Annotated in this window: 20 protein-coding genes; 9 read left to right on the forward strand and 11 right to left on the reverse strand. The window is 55.1% G+C overall.

All coding sequences use genetic code 11. The annotated features are described in order from the left end of the window. Positions 1–195: 195 nt before the first annotated feature. On the forward strand, positions 196–1299 hold the full coding sequence (locus FRY97_RS05520; RefSeq protein WP_147166440.1) for an XdhC family protein: 1104 nt from the start codon (positions 196–198) through the stop codon (positions 1297–1299). Positions 1300–1308: 9 nt separating this feature from the next. Here FRY97_RS05520 and FRY97_RS05525 read toward each other — a convergent pair whose 3' ends face one another. The 4 genes from FRY97_RS05525 to FRY97_RS05540 all read right to left on the reverse strand — a co-directional run bounded on the left by FRY97_RS05525 (position 1309) and on the right by FRY97_RS05540 (position 4478). Beyond that, positions 1309–2169: a DUF695 domain-containing protein gene (locus FRY97_RS05525; RefSeq protein WP_147166441.1), complete on the reverse strand. Its 861-nt coding sequence runs from the start codon at positions 2167–2169 to the stop codon at positions 1309–1311. Between the two features lie 14 nt (positions 2170–2183). Next, positions 2184–2942 carry an MBL fold metallo-hydrolase gene (locus FRY97_RS05530; RefSeq protein ID WP_246141582.1) on the reverse strand — a complete coding sequence of 253 codons (759 nt, stop codon included), beginning with the start codon at positions 2940–2942 and terminating at the stop codon, positions 2184–2186. A gap of 43 nt (positions 2943–2985) precedes the next feature. After that, positions 2986–3273 carry a hypothetical protein gene (locus FRY97_RS05535; RefSeq protein WP_147166443.1) on the reverse strand — a complete coding sequence of 96 codons (288 nt, stop codon included), beginning with the start codon at positions 3271–3273 and terminating at the stop codon, positions 2986–2988. Between the two features lie 74 nt (positions 3274–3347). After that, positions 3348–4478 (reverse strand): OmpA family protein, encoded by a 1131-nt coding sequence (locus FRY97_RS05540; protein ID WP_147166444.1) that lies wholly within the window; start codon positions 4476–4478, stop codon positions 3348–3350. A gap of 114 nt (positions 4479–4592) precedes the next feature. Here FRY97_RS05540 and FRY97_RS05545 point away from each other — a divergent pair, with 114 nt between their 5' ends. The 4 genes from FRY97_RS05545 to FRY97_RS05560 all read left to right on the forward strand — a co-directional run bounded on the left by FRY97_RS05545 (position 4593) and on the right by FRY97_RS05560 (position 9116). Further along, the gene (locus FRY97_RS05545) at positions 4593–5222 is read left to right on the forward strand and encodes an outer membrane beta-barrel protein (RefSeq protein WP_147166445.1); all 630 of its coding nucleotides are present in this window, start codon (positions 4593–4595) and stop codon (positions 5220–5222) included. Between the two features lie 398 nt (positions 5223–5620). Continuing rightward, on the forward strand, positions 5621–6196 hold the full coding sequence (locus FRY97_RS05550) for a hypothetical protein (protein WP_147166446.1): 576 nt from the start codon (positions 5621–5623) through the stop codon (positions 6194–6196). A gap of 87 nt (positions 6197–6283) precedes the next feature. Then, positions 6284–7066: an alpha/beta fold hydrolase gene (locus FRY97_RS05555; RefSeq protein ID WP_147166447.1), complete on the forward strand. Its 783-nt coding sequence runs from the start codon at positions 6284–6286 to the stop codon at positions 7064–7066. After that, complete coding sequence (locus FRY97_RS05560; RefSeq protein ID WP_147166448.1) at positions 7059–9116, forward strand: PEP-utilizing enzyme; 2058 nt, start codon at positions 7059–7061, stop codon at positions 9114–9116. The genes FRY97_RS05555 and FRY97_RS05560 overlap by 8 nt, the downstream gene beginning before the upstream one ends. A gap of 545 nt (positions 9117–9661) precedes the next feature. Here the strand turns inward: FRY97_RS05560 and FRY97_RS05565 are convergent. Beyond that, on the reverse strand, positions 9662–10189 hold the full coding sequence (locus FRY97_RS05565) for a hypothetical protein (RefSeq protein ID WP_147166449.1): 528 nt from the start codon (positions 10187–10189) through the stop codon (positions 9662–9664). Positions 10190–10365: 176 nt separating this feature from the next. Here FRY97_RS05565 and FRY97_RS05570 point away from each other — a divergent pair, with 176 nt between their 5' ends. Continuing rightward, complete coding sequence (locus FRY97_RS05570) at positions 10366–12333, forward strand: CBS domain-containing protein (RefSeq protein ID WP_246141584.1); 1968 nt, start codon at positions 10366–10368, stop codon at positions 12331–12333. Positions 12334–12837: 504 nt separating this feature from the next. Next, complete coding sequence (locus tag FRY97_RS05575) at positions 12838–13497, forward strand: DUF6090 family protein (RefSeq protein WP_147166450.1); 660 nt, start codon at positions 12838–12840, stop codon at positions 13495–13497. 15 nt (positions 13498–13512) lie between these two features. Here FRY97_RS05575 and FRY97_RS05580 read toward each other — a convergent pair whose 3' ends face one another. After that, positions 13513–14088 carry an LOG family protein gene (locus FRY97_RS05580; protein WP_147166451.1) on the reverse strand — a complete coding sequence of 192 codons (576 nt, stop codon included), beginning with the start codon at positions 14086–14088 and terminating at the stop codon, positions 13513–13515. A gap of 206 nt (positions 14089–14294) precedes the next feature. Then, positions 14295–14786 (reverse strand): hypothetical protein, encoded by a 492-nt coding sequence (locus FRY97_RS05585; RefSeq protein WP_147166452.1) that lies wholly within the window; start codon positions 14784–14786, stop codon positions 14295–14297. 364 nt (positions 14787–15150) lie between these two features. On the opposite strand from FRY97_RS05585, the gene FRY97_RS05590 reads away from it, so the two are divergent. Further along, a complete protein-coding gene (locus FRY97_RS05590; protein WP_170254515.1) occupies positions 15151–15780 on the forward strand; it encodes a T9SS type B sorting domain-containing protein in 630 nt (209 codons plus the stop codon). Positions 15781–15785: 5 nt separating this feature from the next. Here FRY97_RS05590 and FRY97_RS05595 read toward each other — a convergent pair whose 3' ends face one another. Continuing rightward, entirely contained in the window at positions 15786–16148 is a 363-nt protein-coding gene (locus tag FRY97_RS05595; protein ID WP_147166454.1) for a methylglyoxal synthase, read from the reverse strand. 146 nt (positions 16149–16294) lie between these two features. Between FRY97_RS05595 and FRY97_RS05600 the strand changes: the two genes are divergently transcribed. Further along, the gene (locus tag FRY97_RS05600) at positions 16295–17140 is read left to right on the forward strand and encodes a DUF2911 domain-containing protein (protein WP_147166455.1); all 846 of its coding nucleotides are present in this window, start codon (positions 16295–16297) and stop codon (positions 17138–17140) included. A 79-nt stretch (positions 17141–17219) separates the two neighbouring features. On the opposite strand, the gene FRY97_RS05605 is transcribed toward FRY97_RS05600, so the two are convergent. The 3 genes from FRY97_RS05605 to FRY97_RS05615 are packed head-to-tail and all read right to left on the reverse strand — an operon-like array spanning position 17220 to position 21080. Continuing rightward, the gene (locus tag FRY97_RS05605; protein WP_147166456.1) at positions 17220–19505 is read right to left on the reverse strand and encodes a TonB family protein; all 2286 of its coding nucleotides are present in this window, start codon (positions 19503–19505) and stop codon (positions 17220–17222) included. A 12-nt stretch (positions 19506–19517) separates the two neighbouring features. Further along, the gene (locus FRY97_RS05610) at positions 19518–19889 is read right to left on the reverse strand and encodes a BlaI/MecI/CopY family transcriptional regulator (protein WP_147166457.1); all 372 of its coding nucleotides are present in this window, start codon (positions 19887–19889) and stop codon (positions 19518–19520) included. 15 nt (positions 19890–19904) lie between these two features. Next, positions 19905–21080, reverse strand: a complete 1176-nt coding sequence (locus FRY97_RS05615; RefSeq protein ID WP_147166458.1) for a tetratricopeptide repeat protein — start codon at positions 21078–21080, stop codon at positions 19905–19907. Positions 21081–21087 lie beyond the last annotated feature (7 nt).

Consider the following 21087-nt stretch of genomic DNA (forward strand, 5'->3'; position numbering starts at 1 on the left):
GATGATTAAGCGCTGGGGTATTTTGGAATAGGGTTTCTAAAGTTATAAATTATCGACTTAATTAGAAACGGTTGTTCAAATAAAAATTGGGTATAATTGTATTTTTTGAAATAAAACCTGTTTTTCGTTGTGTTTAACGAGTGGGCGTTGTGCCCTGGATTCCTTATCTTCATAGCGTGCTAAGCAGAGATAGACATGAAAGAAATACGCAGTATTTTAAAGGCCTACAAAGATTTGCCGGAGGGCAGGAGGGTTGCCCTGGCTACCGTCGTACGGGTGGAGGGCTCTTCTTATCGCCGCACTGGCGCTCGTATGCTGATCATGGACGATGGCAATTGGATCGGGGGCATTAGTGGGGGGTGCCTAGAGGGGGATGCCCTGCGCAAAGCACAGCTGGCCATCTTGCGCGAACAGCCTTCGCTCGTAACCTATGACACTACCGATGATGACGCCCAACAAATTGGCGTTGGCCTAGGCTGCAATGGCATTATCGATGTCCTGATCGCACCTTTGGAGCAAGACAGCCCGCTCAACCCATTGCATATTCTTGAAGGCTGCTTGGGGGAGCGGCAGCCAAGTATCCTGCTCACGATCTCACACTACGAAGGGGCGGGCCCGCTGTACCCCGGCCAAATGATTAAATACGAAAACGGGGGGCTCGCTGGAAAACTGCCGGAGGGCTTCCCTATCAAACAGCTGCTGGCCGATATTGAACAGGTGCAGGCGCGACAGAAATCGAGCAGCAATACTTACCCTTGGAAAAGGGAGGAAGTAGGCGTGTTCATCGAGTTTTTGCCGCCAGAGCTTCGTTTGCTCTTGTTCGGCGGCAACTATGATGTCTTCCCAATGGCTCAGCTGGCCCGAGCAATTGGGCATGAGGTGACGGTCTATGCCAATCCTCACAAACTGAGCCGGGCTATATTCAAGGAAGCCCATGTGGTCAAAGAGAAAGAAGCGGAGGTAGAAGTAGATGATTATACCGCCTGTATCCTTATGGCACATGACTATAAGACTGATCTGGCCAACCTACAGCGCTTGCTGCCAACGGATGTGCCTTATATTGGTTTGCTAGGCCCTCGCAAGCGCACCGATAAAATGTTGGATGAGCTGGCTGCAGCAGGCTTTGCCCTTAACGGGGAAAGCCAGGCTCGCTTGCATAGCCCGGTAGGCCTTGATATTGGCGCATTGTCCCCAGAAGAGATTGCGCTGTCTGTCCTGGCAGAAATCAGGGCTTTCTTCAGTCAGCGCAGCGGGGGCTTCCTTAAGCACCGGCGGGGCACAATTCACGAGCGGGCTTAGGGCAGGTGTTCATTTTTTGACCACTACAGTCTCCCAGCCATCATAAGAGCCGCCTAGAGATTCTGCAAAGCGGGTGAGGTTCCACGTGAGCTGATGTATGTAGGGGACGTGGATACTGTCCTGCCGGGCCATATGTATGCCATACCGGGCGGCTTTGCCGACATCTATGGTGTCAAAACCAAGGATTTTAAAGCTTGCTGCGACCACGGTGTCCTGAAATTGCTGCCGGGCTGCCGGGCTAGGGAAATAGGCCCAGTGTTCTATCAGCCTGGGCTGATTGAGGGCATCTCCGGCCTGCTGTAGCTGCAAGAGCACTTGGTCGTTGCGGATTTCCGCTTGCTCCTTTAGGCTTGGGGAAAGCGTATTGATATAAGTCTCCCACCTTTTGTCTGGCGAGATGGCCGCTTCCACCTGCCGCTTTTGGTAATCTTTGACCAATTGCTGCGCCAGTTGCTCAGCTGCTGCCTCAGCCTTGAGGTAAAAGTATAGGGTCTTTGCGCCTGGGGCTACCTGCGAACCTATGAAAAGCCCATACTGCCCACCTTCCAGCTCTCGGATCAGCTGTTGCTGCAATTCATCCGCAATGCGGGTTTCGGAATCCGTTGGGAAACCGGTCGGCAGCAGGTCTTCTGCGAAAATGGTCGCGGTGAACAGGCGGGAGTAGTTTTCTACGGGTGCGGTTTTCTTCCAGCCCAAGTCTAGTGTGATCACAGAAGGGGCTGTAGCGCTTTGGCGCAAAAATACGGCCCATTGGTCTTGGTGGGCAGGGGGCGTTGCTTGTCGCTGCGCTAAGTCAGCTGGGGCGTCTGCTTCCCCGCAAGCATTGAAAATGAGCCATAAGGCAGCGAACCATATCAAACGCGTATACATAACTATCGATGATTTTAAAGCGGTATGGAAAAAGAAAGCCCGTCGTAGCCGAGGTTCATCCCCGGCGGCAAGCTTGCGTCCACCTCGGCGTGCAGCCCCATGTGGTGGCTCATATGGATAAACCAAGTTTGCCGAGCGCCGATCTCCCCGGCTAGGGCAACGGCCTGTTCGAGGGTAAGGTGCGAATGGTGGGGCTTATGGTGAAGGGCGCTCAGCACAAGGGTATCTAGCCCATGCAGTTTGGGCCGCTCGGGCGCGGCAATCTCTTTGACATCCGTCAGGTAGGCAAACGCACCTGCCCGGAAACCGAGCACCGGCATTCGGCCGTGCATGGCTTCCACCGGGGTTATTTCGAGGGGGCCTACCCTGAAGGGGCCGCTTTTGTCGATATAGTTCAGCTTGACCTGCGGTGCCCCGGGGTAGCGGTTTTGGGTCTCAAAAATGTAAGCGAAGCGCTGCTGAAGCTCCTGCCCCACCGCTTCTGTGCAATACACCGGCATATCCGCCCCACTTTTGAAGTTGAAGGGCCGCACATCATCCAAGCCGATAATGTGGTCATTGTGCTGATGGGTGAGCAGTATGGCATCTAGGCTGGCCACGCCGGCCCGCAGCATCTGCGCCCGGAAGTCGGGCCCGCAATCAATGGCGATATGCTGCTTGCCAGCCCTGATGAGGGCAGCCGTACGCAGCCTTCGGTCTCGGGGGGCGTTAGAGGTGCAGACCTTGCAGGTGCAGCCTATGACCGGAACGCCCTGTGAGGTGCCGGTCCCCAATAAAGTAACTTGAGCTTCGATAGTCAGGGTCTTTTCGTGAAGGTTATTCTTCCTCTTCCTGCCCGGGGAGCACTTCCCGGGAAAGCTGCCGGTAAAATTTGGCCGACTTTTCAGAGAGGGCCTCCGATGGTACGGTTATGGAAGAGAGGATGTCGGCCAGGCAGTTGATGCGCCCCTCCACATCAAAAAACTTATTGATGACAATAATTTTCCTGTCCTCCACAAGCGCGTAGCCGGAGTTGAAGTTGCCTTTTTCATATCGGATGGCGTATTCCAGCTCTTCCAACAAGGCTTCGAGCTTTTTCAGGCTGTGCCGGGTATACTTGAACATAAGGCTTCTGATCTTTTGGCCAGGTGTTTTCACCAGGCCCGAAATATAGGCATTTTCCGCCAAGGGCGTTGGGGTCATAGTACCTTACAGACTACCCTGCGGTTGGCCTGCCGTCCTGCAGCAGTCTGATTGTCCGCTATAGGCTGTTCTTCTCCATGCCCACGGTACTGTAGCCGGGCTGGCGCAATGCCTTGCGCTTCCAGGTAGCGGCAGACGCTTTTGGCCCTGGCCTTGGAGAGTAAGAGGTTGTCTTCATTATTGCCGATCTCATCGGTATGCCCTTCAATCAGGATATGGATGCTTGGGCGGGTTGCCAAAAAACGGGCGAGCCCTTGTAGCTCCTGCAGCGCTTCTTGCCGGAGCAGCGCGCTGCCGCTGTCAAAATGCAGGTTGCGGAAAGTGTAGGTGCCCGTTCGGGTGAGGGCGGTGGCGATATCCGCTCTGGGCGGGCCAATGTAAATTTCATCTATGCAGTAGTAGGCTACCCGGACTGGGAAGACCTCAAGGGGGTCAGGCTCATAGTTGACCAACGTGCGGGCATCGCTAAAAAAATTGCCCAAGACAAAGTAGCGGGCGGCGGTCTGCAGCCGGAAAGTATCTTTCACCCAAACCCATTCTCCTGCTTGCGGTGCAGTGATGCTGTCTGTATTCACTTGCGGGCGTATGCCAAACTGCCGGATGCTAGCCCGGAAGTTTTCAAATTGGCTGGCTTTGTTGGGCATAAAGGCCACCCCGATGTTGTTGCTGCTCACTGCCACCGGTGGCACGGTGTATTGGTCAAGCGATTTGATGTGGTGCAGCGCGGCAGTGTCTTGCCGGTTGGCCCAAAAGCTGATCTCGTAAAGTATCCCAGGCTGTAAAGGCTCCCGCAGCTCGCCTTGCAAGAACTCGTGATAATCGTATAGCCAGCGGGTCTGTTCAGAGGGGTAGTAGTTGATAAAGCCGGCCATACGCTGCCCGGCAAATGGGCGTGGGAATATGCAGGAGCCGGAGTCTGGGTAGGAAATGATGTCCGGTGTCAGGTCCATGAAGGTGTTCCAATGGGCTACGGTCTCATTGAAGTTGAAGTTGTGCTGTGAAAAGGTGCAAGGAGAATGGTACTGTGTAGATTTGAGGTCTTCAAAACCAGGGTTGAGGGCCAGGTTTTGGCCAGATAAGATTGGGCAAAAGGCAAATGCCCAGAGCAGGTTGGCGAGCTTTCTCATCGTTTTTATACCTTAATGCCAGGGCTTTGCACAAGTTACAGCTTGCAGGGCGCACGGAAACGAAAGATGTAGCGTTCTATCCTTAACTTTGGCGCACAAATCTGAATTTCCGCTATGAAGCAGTTCTTACTGACTACAACCATCCTTCTTGCTTTTGCTGTTTTTCTCCGGGCGCAAGCCCCAGAGCTCCCCGACCGCCGGTTTGAAGCTGGCCTCGTAGCCGGGCTCAACCTTTCCCAGATTGATGGGGACAAACTGCGGGGGTTTTATAAATTCGGCTTTCAAGGTGGGCTCAAAGCGGATGCCATACTCACAGAGCGCTGGAAAGTCGGCATAGAAATCCTTTTCAGCCAGCAAGGAGCTAAGCGGAGCAAATTTGATGGCTTAGACTCCGAGTTCGATATAGAGGAAATCCATTTCAATATGGTGGAAGCGCCCCTGCTTGTGCATTTCCGGGATTGGAAGCTGCAGGTCACGGCAGGCGGCTCTTATGGCCGCATTATGGACTACAGCGTCACGGAAGTGACAGGGGAAGACGGTACGGCAACCCATGAATTGTCGGAGGATATCTTTTCCGTTATCCTTGGCGGCTCTTTTTACTTTACCGATAATATAGTCTTGGATGTGCGGTGGTCCCGTTGGCTCGGCTCGCCTTACTCCGATGCTCAGGCCGAGGCCAATCCTCAGACCCTCGTCCCGTGGATAGGCCGCACCGTCACGGTCAGGGGGTGCTACTTATTTTAGCGCCTGTTCGTAGATGCGCAAAACAGGGCAAAATAGCCACGGTAAGCTATTGGGGCGTAAGCCAAAAAGCCGCAGGGGTTTATGCTTTTCGGGCTATAGGCTGGCATTGGCCTAGCGCTGCGTAGGGGTGGCCGCAGGCCAGACCCGAGGCCTGTAGGGCGAGGGGCCGAGCGGACAGCGAGCCCCGTAGCATAGCGGCACCTGCCGGCAGGCAGGGGCAGGCCCCCCTCCTTGCGGCAGGGGCAGGCTCAAAAAATGGCAATCTGGTCTGCGCTCAGCTCTATTGGGGTGGCTCGGCAGGCGTTAATGAACCACTAAATGCAGGTTAAAGAGGGTTAAAAAGTGGCGGCAATACCATTTTGCCTGCTTCTTAAGCCCTGTAACCAAACACCTGACTTATGCGGAAAATCACCTTACTATTCGGCACCCTGCTTATGCTGGCTGTTTCTGCTCAGGCGCAGCAGCGCGAACAAACCCTTTTAGGCAGCCCTGAAGTGCGGTTGTCTGGCATTTGGGGCAGTTTCGACCACTCCTATGCCTATTTTTCTGATGATTTCGCCTATGCCCGCGGCGGCAGCATAGGCATTGAAATCAGCCGTTCCCTCATCGTGGCCTACGCAGGCAACGAGTTCCGCCAATACCCTGTCGTCGGCAATTCTGGCGACCGTTTCGATCTTCAGTACGACGGGCTATTACTGGGCTATACCCCCAACAGCTACCGGGCGATCCACCCCCGTTTCAACCTCTTTGGCGGCAGCGGGCGGGCGCGGCTTGGAGAGTCCGAACACGACAACGTCTTTGTGCTGAAACCATCAGTTGGCATTGAGCTCAATACCACGCAGTGGTTCCGCGTAGGCCTTGAGGCTGGCTACCGTTTCATCGCTTACGATGATTTTGACCGTGCTGCAGGGGCAGACCTATCCTCCCCATTTGTGAACATCGCTCTCCGCCTAGGCCTGTCTTGGGGCAAATGATACCAACCTTTTCCCGCCTGTGGGGTTAGGTGACAGTAACGGCAGTTGCTTAGCCAACACCGTTGCTTAACGGATAGCTCCATCTCTATGACACAGGTCTTGCTTTTACACGGAAACGGCGGCGGCCGGACGCGCTTCTTGCCTTTGCTGGAATTGTACCAGCAAAGGCAAGCGCCATTTACGCTTCATTTGCCAGCGTTGCCCGGCTTTGATGGCAGGCCTTGGCCATCTGGAGCGGCCGATGCCTGGGAGCCTATGCTAAAAGCCCTTCAGGCTGTAGTAGCTCAGCAGCCTGGTGCAGATTGGGTGCTTTACGGGCATGGCGTAGGCGGCAGCCTCCTGCTCGAATGGGCTAGCCGGGGCTGGGCGCTCCCCGGGCAATTGCAATGGGAGCCCAAGAAGGTTGTGCTCCATGGCATCATCGGTGCATCCCTTGAGCACCGTCTTTTCCCGAAGATGATGAAGCCGCGGCTGGCCCGCACCATCATGCAGCACCTGATCGCCTGGCCCCTGCTCAGGCCAGTTTGGGAACGTCGGCTGTTCCAGTCCCCCAGCCAAATCCCAGAGGAGGTGCGCAGGCAGTTCTTTAGGGATTATGCACAATGTGCAGCCTTCCCAATCTTTTTCGACCTCATTACCCCATCTTGGTACCGGCAGGTGCAGCAGTCTTTGTCCAAGGCTCATTTTCATTTCATCTGGGGCAGCCATGAGCGGGTGGTAGCGGCGCGCTACCTAAAGTACTGGCAGGAGGACTTCCCCAATGCGCGCTTTGAGGTGGTAGCGGGCTGGGACCACTTCCCTATGCTGGATGAGCCCCAAGCGTTTTACGATTACCTTTCAGAATGGATAACCGGCCCGAGCTATGACTAAACTGGAACAGCTAGAATGGATGAGGCAGCACGGTTGTAAGGTGCCCGCTTTCGAAGGGTTAGTTTATGAGGACTGGAAGGCCAGAGGATTAGCAGTGCACAGCCTTAGCTATCCGCTGGCCGTGCGGTCTTCCTTTGGGGAGGAGGATGGGGAGGACAGTAGTTGGGCAGGGCAGTTTGCCACCATGCTCGGAGTGGGCCAGGAAGGGTTGAAGGAGGCTGTGGGCACGGTCTTCAGCAGTTACCCTGATCCGGAGGGGCAAGTGCTCATCCTTCAGGAAATGGTCAGTGCAGATTACAGTGGGGTGCTTTTTGCCTTCCGGGAGGGCGCTTGGAAAGCAGAGCTTACGGATGGGCTTGCAGAGGAGCTGGTGAGCGGCAAAAAAGAAGGCACGTCTTTTTTGTTGCCCCGGTTTAGCCAGACAGATGCGGCAATTGCGAAAGTCTATGATTTTTGGGGAGGGCCAGGTGTTGGGGGCAGACGGCTCCGCCGCGCTTTGGCTGAGCTGTCTGCCAAGGCAGGGCAGCTGTTGGCTGCATCCGCCGCCGCACATGGGCTGGACATAGAGTTTGCAGTGGCTGGGCATCAGGTGTGGCTGTTGCAGGCCCGGCCGATTACCACTCCACAGGAAGCAGAAGTGGTATTGACTTCCGCAAACCACAAAGAGATTTTGCCGCCTCGCCCTTCACGGCTTATGACAAGCCTGATAACGGGCGCTGGGTACGAGCTGTTTCAGTACTACCGTAGGCTAGACCCCACGTTGCCCGACCGGCCATTTTTGGCCGAGGCAGCAGGTATGCCCTGGATCAACCTTTCCGCCCTTTTGGATACGATGGTACATTGGGGGCTCCCTACACAGTTGGTCTGCCGTTCGGTTGGAGCTGAAGATTTCTACAAAGTCGGGCTGAGGCCATGGCAAGGGCTTCGGAAAATCGGCGTTTTTTTCAGGGTGTTGGCGCATCAGATGAGGGCGGCCCGAGCCACCCGGCTGTGGCAGGAGAAAGCCCGTGAGCGCCTGTTATCAGCTCAGGCCGACCGTAAACAGCTTTGGCAGGCTGATCCTGCTGCAGCGTTTGCTCAGTGGGCAGAATCGTTTAGGCAATTGTATGTGGCCTTGGTCACGCATATGCAAAATTTGACTGGCGCGATGTCTGGCCCAGTAGCTTTACTGGAAAAACTCGGTTTGCTCGGCATAGCAGCGCAGTCGCTGTCGAGGCAGAGCATCAGCACCGATTATATGAGCGCATTCAGGAGCTGGCAGGCAGGCGAGCTGAGCCAGGAAGCATTCTTGGAGCGTTTTGGGCATCGTGGGTTTTACGAGTCAGACATAGGGCAGCCTCGTTTTTATGAGTATGAGGAAGCCGACTGGGCGCGGCTCCGCCCAGAAAAAGCCCTCCCCCCGCTTCAGCGCCTGCCTATGCGGCGCAGGTGGTTTGCATGCCTGGCACAGCCCCTTATGCGGTTGGTGCATGCCCGTGAAGAGGTGAGGCACGAAACCATGAAGCTGTTCTGGGCCATGCGGGAGGAATTACAGCAGCACCTGGATTTTTCTCCATGGGGCTATCGGGTAGAGGCCTTGCACAGCCGGATAAGAGATGGCGAAGGTGCGCTCATTGAAGAGGAGATAGCAGGATGGGATATGGATACGTTTTTGTACAACCAGTTTGGGAGGCGCCTGCCGTTGGCAGTGCTGGGCAATGTGAGCCAGGGCGGTGGCCGAGCTGAGCACGGGATTGGGATTTGCCCAGGAAAAGTGGAGGGGGTGGTATGGCGGGTCAGGACGGCGGGAGACCCAGGGGCAGCCCGGCCGCAAGGGGAAAAGGTCATATTGGTAGCCGATGCGCTCGACCCCGGTTGGGTGCCCTACTTCGGGCAAGTAGACGGTGTGGTGTCGTACGTGGGCGGGCTGCTTTCACATGCTTCCATTATGCTGCGCGAAGCTGGTGTGCCAGCAATCACCCAATTGCCAGCGCACATCAAGCTGGAGCAGGGCGATCACATTGTGATGGATGGCCGGACTGGCACGGTATCCTACCTTGCAGTAAGCTGACGGGCGCAAACCAGATTGTCGTTTTTTTGGGCCTGCCCCTGCCTGCCTGCAGGTGCCGCTATGCTCCGGGGCTCGCTGTCCGCTCGGCCCCTCGCCCTACAGGCGTCGGGTCTGGCCTGCGGCCACCCCTGCGCAGCGCTAGGCCAATGCCAGCCTAGTGGTCTGTCAAGTGTTAATTTATGGGTTGAGTGGGAGCGGATTTTGAGGCTAAATCAAGGCGGATGTTCCTGCGCATAGCAGCGCTATGTAAGGGGTTGTCCAACGAAGAGTAGCCTCAAAATTCGCCGCAGGCAACCCCTAGTTTTGGCCTTGACAGACCACTAGTGCCTCAAGCCATAAATCCTTGCCACCCCAAGTTTCGTTATTTTCCGTCTACTCTTCGTTAAAGAACCGCTCCTTTAGCTCGGGCTAAAGTCGCGAACCTTCGCCTTGATTAGCCGGAAAATAACTTCAACTTAAGTATCAGAGATTTATGGCTTAAGGCACTAGAGCCCCAAAAGCATAAACACCTGCGATATTTTGGTTCACACCCAAGTTGACTGCGCTTATTGGAAAGCCCGGAACGTCATGTCCAATTGGGTCTCGTAATTGAAGGGGGGGCTGTAAGCAAAGAACACGACAACTTCTAGGCGGTAGCTTTCCCGCGTCAATACCCGCTTCACATTGCGCAGGCCTGGCAATAATTCTATCCGGTCGTCTTCCGGGTACCGCTGTAGCTGGTCGATATAAAAGACCTCATCGGCAGGGATGCAAGGATCTGTGCCATCGGGGCAAATCCTTACAGAAACGCCTTCCAGAAACGCGTAGTCGAAGCCGTCCAACGAGCGGAGGGTAGCGGCAGATGCGCTGATTTCAGAAATAACGGCCGTATCCAGGTTGTTCTGATTGACAAAAAAGTTGATGTTGGTCGCGACGCCCCGGGTCGCATAGGAGCCGGGGAGGAAGGGGTTTTCCCCAGCATTGATGGTAAACCGGAAGTTGGGATAGGGGAGCTCAAACAAGGGCGTGCGGCGGTCTTTGCGGCAAGCAGCTAACAAGAGGATGGACAAAAGAGCGTACCATAAAAATTTCATATCAAAAGAGCTACGAAGGTGAATGTAGGGTTGAGCAAAAGAAAAAATGGAATTATAACGGGCCTGTCAAATTATCAGCTATATTTAGGAATGAGGATGGGCTGCCGCCCGTTGCCACTGTAAATCTACAGTAAATTGACAGCTAAATTCCATTTGGGGCAAATCAGGTGCTATCTATGCCCTTTGTTGCCCCGTTCAATGTAAATAACGCTATGGGTGAACAAAAGGTATCTCTCGTTCAGGATGAAAAAATGATGCAGCAGTTTGTGAAGAAACTGCTGAAGGATGTACAGGCATTGGAGTATATGCTCGAGCACGAATGGTTTGAGGACGACATCGTCCGTATTGGTGCGGAGCAGGAAATGTGCTTAGTGCACCGCAAAACCTATAAGCCGGCTACAATTGCTATGGAAGCCTTGGAGCACATGAAGGACTATGAGTGGGTAGAGACCGAGCTGGCCCGTTTCAACCTTGAGACGAATTTGGACCCCCGGACATTCACAGGGAAGTGCCTCAGTGAGCTGGAGGCCGAAAATGCTGGCAAGCTGGAAAAAATAAGAGAACGCTTAGAGGTACTCAAAGCTAAGCCTATCCTGACGGGCATATTGCCTACGCTGCGCAAGTACGATCTCGAAATGCACAACCTGACGCCGAAGAAGCGTTACTATGCCCTCATGGAGGCCATCAATCAGCAGCTGATCGGGGCTGCCTACGAGCTGCGTTTGTCCGGTATAGATGAGCTGCTGATCCGGCACCGTTCTCCCCTGCTCGAGGCTTGCAACACCAGTTTTCAGGTCCACTTGCAGGTGAGCCCCGCCAATTTTGTCCCGTTTTACAACATCGCTCAGGTCTTGTCTGCCCCGGTCATTGCTATGTCTGCCAATTCCCCCATCGTTTTTGGGAAGCGCCTTTGGCACGAAAGCCGTATTGCGCTCTTTCAGCAGGCGCTCGATGTGCGCACTACACATGAGCATATGCGGGAGCGCAGCCCGCGCGTCAACTTTGGCACAGGGTGGCTCGACAAGTCCATCATGGAGATTTACAAAGAGGACATAGCCCGGTTCCGGGTGTTGCTCAGCGCTGATGTGGACGAGGATTCCCTGAAGTTGTTGTCAAAAGGGGAGGTGCCAAAACTCCGTGCACTGCAAGTGCACAATTCTACCGTTTACCGATGGAACCGCCCCTGCTACGGCGTGAGCCCTAATGGCAAACCGCACCTACGCATCGAGAACCGCGTTATCCCCGCCGGCCCTACGGTGGCCGATGAGGTAGCGAATGCAGCTTTCTGGCTGGGGGCGATGGAAGGGATGCACTCGGCTTACCCCGATATCCGTGAGCACATTTCTTGGGAAGATGTGCGCGACAACTTCTTGAAGTCGGCCAAGTTTGGCATCGATACCAAGTTTACTTGGTTTAACGATAAGAAAGTGACTGCCACAGATTTGGTTCAGCAGGAGCTGCTGCCCATTGCTCGGGAGGGCCTAAAAAGCAGAGGGGTAGACACTGGCGATATCGACCACTACCTGGGCATTATCGAAGAGCGGGCCAAAAGCCATATGAGCGGCTCCCGTTGGCAGCTGAGAGCCTACACCAAGTTATCTAAAGAGGTGTCAAGGGACGAGGCTTTGACCGTCATGACGGCAGCGATCATCAAAAACCAGGCTGAGAACAAGCCTGTACATACCTGGGAAATGCCGGAGGCGGTCAGCTTGCCCGATTATAAGCCCGCCCGTCTGCTGGTCGATGAATTTATGGAGACGGATTTGTTCACAGTACAGAAAGATGACCTCATTGAGCTGGTCGCAGAGCTGATGGACTGGCGCAAGATACGCTACATGCCTGTCGAAAATTCCAAAGGTGATTTGGTGGGCTTGATTACCTCCCGCCTGCTGTTGCGCTATTATACGCATCAGCACAAGCTCAATGGCAAGGCTGCAGCCTGTGTTAAGGACATCATGATCGCCAACCCGAAAACGATTGGGCCCAATGCCACCATCATACAGGCCATGCGGACCATGCGCGAAAATAAGATTGGCTGCCTGCCCGTTGTGCAGGGGCAGGAGCTCATAGGGATCATCACCGAAATGGACTTCCTGCGCATTACAGGCCGCCTTATGGAGCGCCTAGAGCAGGAAGAGGATTAGAGGAAAATAGGGCTGACGATAGCCCTCGTCAGCCCTGGAACACATATATTGGGTAATACAAACGAAGTGAGCATAGCCTAATAATGCCGCAGGTATTTAGGCTTCATCAGCCATAGGGTGGCAGCGGCCTAGCGCTGCGAAGGGGTGGGAAGCCCGGCAGGGCCGAGCGGAGAGCGAGCCCCGTAGCATAGCGGCACCTGCCCAACGGCAGGGGCAGGCCCCATCCCGCAAAGTGGGCTGGGCAGAAAAAAATGGCAATCTGTTTGGAGAAGGCCTGCAATTACGGCATTTATGTTATTGCCCGTAGCCATTTCCCTGGCCCACAGGGCCAACTGGCAGTACAGCTGTTGGGGGGTGAGGTGGCCGGGAAGGGTTCCTGGTTTTTTATGTGGCCGATGGGGCGGACAAGCCCTAAGTTTGGCACTATGTTTTTCAAAAAGGGCAGATGGCAGCCTGAGCAGTAGCACGGGCGAGATAATTGCCTTTACCCTGAAATCCATACCTATGAAAAAAAGAAGCTACCACTGGATCAACCATGTCTTCAATTTCCTGGCGGTCATATTGGGCGTTTACCTGGCTTTTTATGTCAATGAAAAAGCACAAGCCAGACAGGAGGGGCGGGAGCGGCAGCTGCTCATAGCCTCATTGGCAAACGACCTGAAAGACGATATGGAGGTCTACGAAAAGTATCAGATCCCAATGAACGAGGAGCAACAGCAGCGCATAGCGTCATTGGCAGAGCTGCTGTCCTCAGGTGATACCACAGGGCTGGAAGCGCTATCGTCTGCCATGCTGCAATTGGAAAATTACGTACCGACCACCTCTACTTACAGCTCGATGAAGGCATCTGGGAAGCTCCGCTTGATGGAAGACTTGGCGCTGGCGAAAGAGCTGTCCGGCTATTACGAAGCTACTGTAGTGGAATGCCGGGCAAAAACGGAGTTTCAGACGGCATTCTTCACCGGGGAGCTGCTCAGCTGGCTGATGGCCCATACGGACCTTTTGGCCTTTGGCATGCCGGAGGGGCAGAAGAAGGTCGTGCTGCGCAACAAGCTCATCGTTTACGAGTCCATTATCGCCCAAAAAGTAGAAGCTTACCGCATGGTCGTAGACCGCTCGAAGCAGCTCCTCGACGACCTGGAAGCCCGTTTGTCTTCCCCTTAGGAAGGGCCCTCATCGCTACAGCTTGATCCATTTACCGGTCTTGGGCGGCGCTTGATAGGTTTCCAGCAAATGGAGCAGCTCGGTCATATCGCCCGCAGATAAAGTGAGCTTTCGGTGCTCCGGCTTTAGGAAGCCCTCGGCCTCCATATGGTCGAGCTGTTGCAAAAGGAGGTCGTAGAAGCCATTTTGGTTGAGGATGCCCACGGGGTGCTGCCCCTGGCCCAGCTGCGCGAGGGTCAGTATTTCAAAAACTTCATCGAAGGTGCCGTACCCGCCCGGCAGGACGATCACAGCGTCAGACAGCTGCGCCATCTTGATTTTCCGCTCGTGCATACTGTCTACCACATACAACCGGCTGAGGCCTTCGTGGCAGACTTCCGCTTTGCGCAAAAAGAAAGGGATGATGCCGATGACCTCCCCGCCGGCTTCCAAGGCGCCTTCGGCCACTTCCCCCATTAGGCCTACTTTGCCAGCCCCATATACGATGCGCTTGCCCTGCATAGCCAGGGTACGGCCCAGTTCACGGGCAGTGGCAGCATAGGCGGGGTTATGGCCAGGGTTGGCCCCGCAGAAGATGAGTACAGATTGCATGCCTGTTGCTGTTTGGTTTAGGCTGCAAAATATTGATAAATCCAGTAAATACCGAGCGCCAGCAGGACGATCAGATTGGTAAAAGCCTGGGCAATGAGGGCAAGCGTGGCTGACTTCCACAATAGTGGCCACCACGCAGGCCTGGAGATTTGCCGTAAGGCAAAGAGCCAGTACCCATACATCAGCACAAGAAGGAGCAGGCCAGGCTATTGGCTATCTATAGTAATGAATGGTAGGACAAGGATGTAAATCAGGGTCTGAACAGCAAAAAGATAGGTGTTGATGACCAAGTGCTCAGCCAGGTTGTAGCCTGTTTTCCGGAAGAGGAGGAACGTGCCCACGGACTGCCCAGGAAGGGAAAGCATAAAGGCGATATTGAAATACTTTTGCATGCCTATCGTTACCAAGTGCAGGGCTTCCTGTACAGCAAGGGGCAGGCGGCTGCCTATCCCCTCAGCTTTTAGGCTTTGCCACAGGGGGGCTCCCAATGGGAGCAAGCGCAGGGAAAGAAAGGTGGCAATAGTGGCCACCAAGGCCAGCAGGAGAAAGGGCTTCATCATCCGGCTGCGGTCTTGGTAGAGGTACTCCCGGGCGGCAAATTGGCGGACGGTATAACCGAAGCCTTTCTCGAGATTGGCGAGCTTGAGCAGCTCACCCGATAGATGGCGGAGCGTAATGCGCTTTAGCGGCATGGGCATAGCGTTTGTAAAGGGCATAAACCAAATGATCGCTTCTTTGGGCCTGCCCCTGCCTGATGGCAGGTGCCGCTATGCTCCGGGGCTCGCTGTCCGCTCGGCCCTATCGGGCTGGCCACCCCTCCGCAGCGCTAGTCCGGTGCCATCATGGAGCTAAGCGCATGTTTGGAGCGGGTTGGTTGTCAAAATCAAGGGTTTATAAAGCATTGGCTTTTAAAAATAACGAGCTCCAGACCAGCTCGAATGCCTGCGGCACTTTGGTCCAGGTCAAGCAATTTAATGAAAACCCCCGGCTCCTGCCCAGAAAGTGCGCTTTGGGCAGAGCGTGGGGCCAATGCCGTATTTTCTCACAAGCATATTGGAGCTTATGAAGTACCTATGGGTTGTTTTTGCGTTAGGCTGTGCTTGGCCGCTCGTGGCCAGCGCGCAGGAGGGCATTGCTGGCCGCACCCCTTGCGATAGCCTTGGCATGCTGAGCATCGCCCTATCTGGCGAGCGCTGCACAGACAGCGTGCTGACTTTTTCGGCTGCCGGGCTGCCCGGGCTGCAGCAGTACGAATGGAACTTGGGCGATGGTGAAAATTTTTCAACGGCTGAGCTACAGCGGGTGTACCCACAGCCAGGGCTGTACTCCGCAGTGCTGATCGCTATAGATGAGGCCGGCTGTGTCTTCAGTGCCAACATCAGCTTTGAGGTGGCGTTCTGTGGGCCAGCGGGCGGGTGCCAGTACAATTTCCCTAACGCTTTCACCCCCAATGGCGACGGGCTGAACGATACGTTTGGCTTGCTCAGCAGCTGCCCCCCCGAGGGCTACCGCCTACAGGTTTTTGACCGCTGGGGCGAAAAAGTCTTTGAATCTGGCAACGTTGAGCAGGCTTGGGACGGGAGGTGCCGAAACCGGCCTGCCCCTGCCGCAGTCTACTTTTACCGCGCAGCAGTGCAGAGCCCGGAAGGGCAGGGCCTACAGTTGAAAGGCAGCGTAACCCTAGTCCGGTAACCCGGTCAAAGGGTCTGTACAAACCGCATTGCTGCAGCTTGGTTGGTGGCCAAGGGGATGTTGTGTACATCGCACAGCCTCATGAGCATATTGACGTCCACTTCGTGGGGGTGCTTGCCGAGGGGGTCCCGGAAAAAAATCACCATATCTACTTTCCCCTCTACCAGCCGGCTTGCAATCTGGGCATCGCCCCCCATGGGGCCGCTCTCAAAACGGGTGACCTCCAGCCCGGCCCGCTCCAAGTGGGAGCCTGTAGTGCCGGTGGCCACCAGCTCTATGCTCCTCGACTTGAGCAGCTCAGCGTGGTCCTTGATGAAAGCAACCATCTCGGCTTTTTTTCCGTCGTGTGCAATGATGGCAATGGTCATGGTTTCCGGTTTGGAATGTAAAAGGTTGGTGTACAATTTGCCAAAGGGCGGCAACCAACTATCCCGAAGGTTGTTCCCTTGGTTGAGGGTAAATGTATGGACTTTGCCCTTAATTTTAACAATTCTAAATCAAAACCAAGTTTAACATGAAAAAACTGTTGAGCCCGATTTTCACCCTGTTAGCCCTGGCTTTAGTGACAGCACCTGCACTGGCCCAAATCCAAACCCCTGCACCTAGCCCTGCGGCCATGGTACAGCAGACTGTAGGCCTGACCGATGTCTCTGTCTCTTATTCCAGCCCTGGCGTGAAGGGGCGGGAAGTCTTCGGTGACCTCGTGCCTTACGGCAAAGTTTGGCGTTTTGGCGCCAACTCTGCTACCAAGTTCTCGTTCAGCAAAGATGTGGTAGTGGGCGGCGTAGAAATGCCTGCTGGGGATTATGCAGTACTGTGTACGCCAGCTAAGGATAGCTGGTCGCTGATGTTCTACCCTTACGAGAGCGGCAACTGGGGCAGCTATATGGACAAAACCCCTGCTGGCAAGGTGGCTGTTGAGCCGATGATGAGCAAGGAAATGGTTGAGCGCCTGCGCTTCACTATCGAGAATGCCGAAATGAACAGCGCGGACATCGTATTTGCATGGGCCGATACCAAGGTCAGCATCCCGGTCGAAGTGCACACGGAAAAGCAGGTCGCGGCCTCTATCGACAAGGTGATGAGCGGCCCTTCTAAGAACGATTACTACGCTGCTGCTTCTTACTACCATGATTCTGGCAAGGACCTGGAGCAGGCCCTGGAGTGGATCAACAAAGCTACAGAAGGCGACAACCCTATGTTCTGGCAAGTGCGCCGCAAAGCGCTCATCTTGGCAGACTTGGGCAAGAAGAAAGATGCCATCGATGCCGCCAAAATGTCTATGGAACTGGCTAAAAAAGCTGGCAACGACGACTATGTGCGCATGAACAAGGCGTCTATCGAGGAGTGGAGCAAATAAGGCTGCTCTTTGAAAGTACCTCATAAACAGCCGGCTGCCAGATGTATTTCTGGCAGCCGGCTTTGTTATGCGGCCGGGCCTATTGTACTACAATTTGCTGTACGCTTTGGCCTTCATCTTGGGAAATGTGCAAGAACAGTATGCCCCTTGGCAGCCCCCTGAGGTCTAACACTTGGTCAAAAATGCCATCGAAGCCAGGGTAGCCAGCCTCGTAAAGCACCTTTCCTACCGCATCCATCAGGCGGATAGCGAGCGGGCCTTCCTTGGCCTGAAACTTGACTCGGACCTCTTCTTGTGCAGGATTGGGGGAAGCGGAAAAGCCCTGTATTTTGATAGGCTGAGGGGCTTCCAGCCCGGCCTCTTCTGCAGCCTGGCCTTCCTCCGGCAGTTTGAATTTCACAGGCAGCATCAGGTTGGCAGCAACCGCTTTCCCGCCTTGCTGGCCCGGTATCCATGTCGTTTCTTCTTGCAATATTTTGCCGACCTGCAGGACGGCTTCATCTATTGCCGGGTGGATGCCCCTGGCCAGCTCGTAAGCCGAGATCTTGCCGTCAAGGCCAATACTTAGCTTCAGCACGGTAGTGCCTTGGGCACCGTCCTCAATAGCCGGCTTGGGGTATTTTACCTGCTGGTAAACGAGCTCCAACAGCTTGCGGTCGGCACAGGCCTGCCGTGCTTGGGCATCGGCCAGAGACTCGCACCCGGCGAGCCTTGGCTTTTGCACCCCACCTAAAGCCGGAACAGGCATGTCAGTGGCTGCACCTTCTGCCGTGCCCTTAAAACGGATGGGCAGTATCAGGTCTACCTTTACTGTCCGGCCCCTTTGGCGGCCTGGTATCCACGAGGTTTCTGCCTGGATCAGCTTCCCTACGCGCAGCGCTTCCTGATCGAGCGCAGGGTGTACGCCCCGCTTGATACCTATAGACTCGATTTCCCCAGTTGTGCTGACCACCATGCCGATCACAACAGTGCCCTCTGCATCGATTTCAGGGTACTGCAGGTTGGAGGAGACAAAGGCTGCGAGGCTTTCGTAAGAGCAATTCAACTGTGCTTGCTGGCTTTCCTGCTCACGGCAGCTGCTCAGCACCGGCATTTCTTCTACGACCTTAAACACTTCTTCCGAGCTTGCTGCCGGGGCGAGCCGGAAGCTGAAGGGTATTGTCATTTGTGCGGCTATGGGGCTGCCATCGGCAGCAGTTGCCGGCTGCCAGCTGGGCATTTGCCCGACCACGGCCACGGCGGCTTCGTCCATGCCATAGCCAGCGCTTTTCACCACCTTAATACCTTCTGCCTGGCCAGCTTTGTTTACAGTAAACTGGACGATCACCTTCCCTTCGTGGCCGCCTTTTTTAGCGGCTTCGGGGTATTGGAGGTGCTGTTGTATGAATTCCATCATTTTTTTCTGGCTGCACGCCTGTTGCGCTTCTGGCGCTGCAGCTCCGCAGCCGGAAAAGACAGGCAAAGGGCCTTCCTCCCTATCCACACCTGAGGGGGGAGTGAACGCCAGCAACAGGGCCGCGCCAATAGGCAGCAGTAATAAGTAATTCAATAGTTGTAGCCGGGGTGACTTCTTTCGGGTCATCATAAGAATCCTTTTTTTGAGTTGAGTATGTGAAAAATGGTTTGCGAGGGCAAGCACTTGTCCGGATTGTGCTTGCCGCAAAAGCAAATGGCCATAGGCTTTTTTGGGATGATGGGCTAAGACGGCTTCATCAGCCAGGTACTCGTGCACGGTGCGCAGGGCACGGTCGTAGCAGTAGAAGAGGGGGTGCCACCAAAAAACGGCCCCCGTGATCCCCAGCAGCAGTATATCCGCGCTGTGCCAGCCCCGGATATGTGCCAGCTCGTGCTGTAAAACCCGCTCCCGGTCTTCGGGGGCAAAGGGCAAGGCGGGGTTCCAGAACAATAGCCGGAAGAAAGAGAAAGGGGCGGCTGTTTTAGGGTCCTCTACCAGGGTGTAGCCCGGGAATGCCTTTTTGACGCCCCTCCGGTAGCAGGACCATATCTGCCCCAGCCCTACAGCCAGCTTGCCCAGAACAAGGAGGGCCCCTGTAGCATAGGCCCAGAAAAGGGCTTGGCCCATCCAAGGGCGGGCTGCGGTATTGCCTTCGGGGGTGACGAGCACTTCTAGCTCATGTACAGGCACTGCTATGGCCTGCAGTTTGTACTGCGCCAGGCCGATCGGGTGGCCGGGTTCCATCACCGGGCCGAGCCATGCCGCAAGGGGCAGGAGGGCCCCAAGCACAAGAGTGCTGAGGAGGTAGCCCCGGTTCCATTGGAAAAAGGTGGTACGGCTGAGCAGGCCGGCGTACAGCAGGTAGAATACAGCCCAGCAAAGGCTCACTTGGAAAAGGTAGGTCAGCATGAGGTAGGGGTTTTATTCTTCTTCCAGTTTGTCGAGCAGCTCGTTCAGCTCCCCCAGGTTGAGGTCTTCTTCCTTGACTAAGAAGGAGACGAGCCGGTTCATCGAGCCCCCAAAGTAGTCGCGCACCAGTGCTTGTACCGACTGCCGGCTGTATTCGGCTTTCGAAACGGCGGGCTCGTAGACGAAAGTGCGCCCATAAGCTGTATGCTTGAGGAAACCTTTTTTATCATCGAGTATCCTCACTATAGTAGATATGGTGCTGTGCGGCGGCTTAGGCTGCCCCAACTGTTCTACGATGTAGCTCCGGATATCGCTTACCGTACAGGGGGCGATTTCCCAAATGATGTGCATGATCTCTTCTTCTGCTTTGGTCAGTTTATTCATGGCTGTAGCTGTGTTTTATTGTTGAAAATGCAGGGCCTCCTTTAATTCCCGTGACCGTTGGCTGCAGTACTCCCGGAAGGCGGTATCATCTGAGGCGAGGTACCGCTGATAATGCTGTAGCGCGATGGTTTTGTCCTTGAAGTAGCGGTCGGCAGCACGGGCGAGGAAGTATCGGGCTTCTGCTCCTGCCCCGAAATCGAGGGCTTTGGTGTAGGCATCGATGGCAGGCCTGAGCTGCCCCTGCAGGTCCAGCACTTGCCCGAGCTCGTAGTAGTAGTCTCCTGCCTTGGGGGAAATGGCTTTGTCCAGCGCCAAGTTGAGGTGGGCGGCGCTCTCGTCCAAGTGCCCTAGTTTGCGGTAAGCCAGCCCCAGGTAGTGGTGGGTGTGCTCATTGTCTTCTTTGCGGGCTACAATGGATTGAAGGTGCCGTATAGCAGCCTGTGTGCTGTCGAGGTGCAGCAGGGCCACGCCCAAGAGCATACTGTAATAACTGCTGCTGTCGCCTAGTGCAAGGGTGCGCTGTACAGTGGCGGCTACAGCGCTGTGCTGCTTGGTTTTGTGCAGCAGGCGGGCCTGTGCCTGTAGCAGGCGGATATTGTTGGGGGCCAGGCGCAGCCCTTCATCGATAAAACGGCCGGCATAGCTTGTATCTTCCATGGCAAGGTAGAGGCTAGACAGTTGGGTGATCACTTCAATGTCTGTGCCATTGAGGGTATGGGCGCTGAGGTAAGCAAGCAGCGCCCGGGTAGCATCTCCTTGCTTGAGGTACAAGCGGGCCGACCGTTTATAGTAATAGCTATTGGTGCTGTCGATATGTATGAGGCGGGCAAAATAAGCCTGCGCTTGGTGGTAGTTGTCTTGTTGTTCGTACAATTGGCCCAGAGCGCTCAGGGCAGTGGCATTGGCCGTATCTTCCTTAAGTGCTGCCTCATAAAAAAGGCGGGCGTCCGGGTAGCGCCCGAGCTGACTGTGGCAATAGCCGATTTTTAGGAGGTAGGCTACTTCCTTTGGCTTACGGATGTAGCACTCGCTGAGCAGCCGGAGCGCAGCATCGAACTGAAAAGCGCTTATGGCTTCGTTGGCGGCCTGGTATTTGCCTTCCAAACGTAGGCTGTCTGCTGAGCCCGGCTGTGTTTGTGCGCGGCTTAGGGCAGGCAGTAGCAAGAAGAGAAGTAGTAGGCGGTTCGGCATAGGGCAA

It is taken from the genome of Phaeodactylibacter luteus (genome assembly GCF_007993045.1).
In the GTDB taxonomy this organism is placed as follows: Bacteria; Bacteroidota; Bacteroidia; order Chitinophagales; family Saprospiraceae; genus Phaeodactylibacter; species Phaeodactylibacter luteus.

Coding starts and splice junctions, on each gene's coding strand:
- FRY97_RS05615 (WP_147166458.1), bottom strand. CDS start 21,080: ATGCCGAACCGCCTACTACTTCTCTTCTTGCTACTGCCTGCCCTAAGC.
- FRY97_RS05585 (WP_147166452.1), bottom strand. CDS start 14,786: ATGCCCATGCCGCTAAAGCGCATTACGCTCCGCCATCTATCGGGTGAG.
- FRY97_RS05610 (WP_147166457.1), bottom strand. CDS start 19,889: ATGAATAAACTGACCAAAGCAGAAGAAGAGATCATGCACATCATTTGG.
- FRY97_RS05560 (WP_147166448.1), top strand. CDS start 7,059: ATGACTAAACTGGAACAGCTAGAATGGATGAGGCAGCACGGTTGTAAG.
- FRY97_RS05575 (WP_147166450.1), top strand. CDS start 12,838: ATGAAAAAAAGAAGCTACCACTGGATCAACCATGTCTTCAATTTCCTG.
- FRY97_RS05605 (WP_147166456.1), bottom strand. CDS start 19,505: ATGCTGACCTACCTTTTCCAAGTGAGCCTTTGCTGGGCTGTATTCTAC.
- FRY97_RS05590 (WP_170254515.1), top strand. CDS start 15,151: ATGAAGTACCTATGGGTTGTTTTTGCGTTAGGCTGTGCTTGGCCGCTC.
- FRY97_RS05570 (WP_246141584.1), top strand. CDS start 10,366: ATGCCCTTTGTTGCCCCGTTCAATGTAAATAACGCTATGGGTGAACAA.
- FRY97_RS05525 (WP_147166441.1), bottom strand. CDS start 2,169: ATGTATACGCGTTTGATATGGTTCGCTGCCTTATGGCTCATTTTCAAT.
- FRY97_RS05600 (WP_147166455.1), top strand. CDS start 16,295: ATGAAAAAACTGTTGAGCCCGATTTTCACCCTGTTAGCCCTGGCTTTA.
- FRY97_RS05545 (WP_147166445.1), top strand. CDS start 4,593: ATGAAGCAGTTCTTACTGACTACAACCATCCTTCTTGCTTTTGCTGTT.
- FRY97_RS05535 (WP_147166443.1), bottom strand. CDS start 3,273: ATGTTCAAGTATACCCGGCACAGCCTGAAAAAGCTCGAAGCCTTGTTG.
- FRY97_RS05550 (WP_147166446.1), top strand. CDS start 5,621: ATGCGGAAAATCACCTTACTATTCGGCACCCTGCTTATGCTGGCTGTT.
- FRY97_RS05595 (WP_147166454.1), bottom strand. CDS start 16,148: ATGACCATTGCCATCATTGCACACGACGGAAAAAAAGCCGAGATGGTT.
- FRY97_RS05580 (WP_147166451.1), bottom strand. CDS start 14,088: ATGCAATCTGTACTCATCTTCTGCGGGGCCAACCCTGGCCATAACCCC.
- FRY97_RS05555 (WP_147166447.1), top strand. CDS start 6,284: ATGACACAGGTCTTGCTTTTACACGGAAACGGCGGCGGCCGGACGCGC.
- FRY97_RS05520 (WP_147166440.1), top strand. CDS start 196: ATGAAAGAAATACGCAGTATTTTAAAGGCCTACAAAGATTTGCCGGAG.
- FRY97_RS05565 (WP_147166449.1), bottom strand. CDS start 10,189: ATGAAATTTTTATGGTACGCTCTTTTGTCCATCCTCTTGTTAGCTGCT.
- FRY97_RS05540 (WP_147166444.1), bottom strand. CDS start 4,478: ATGAGAAAGCTCGCCAACCTGCTCTGGGCATTTGCCTTTTGCCCAATC.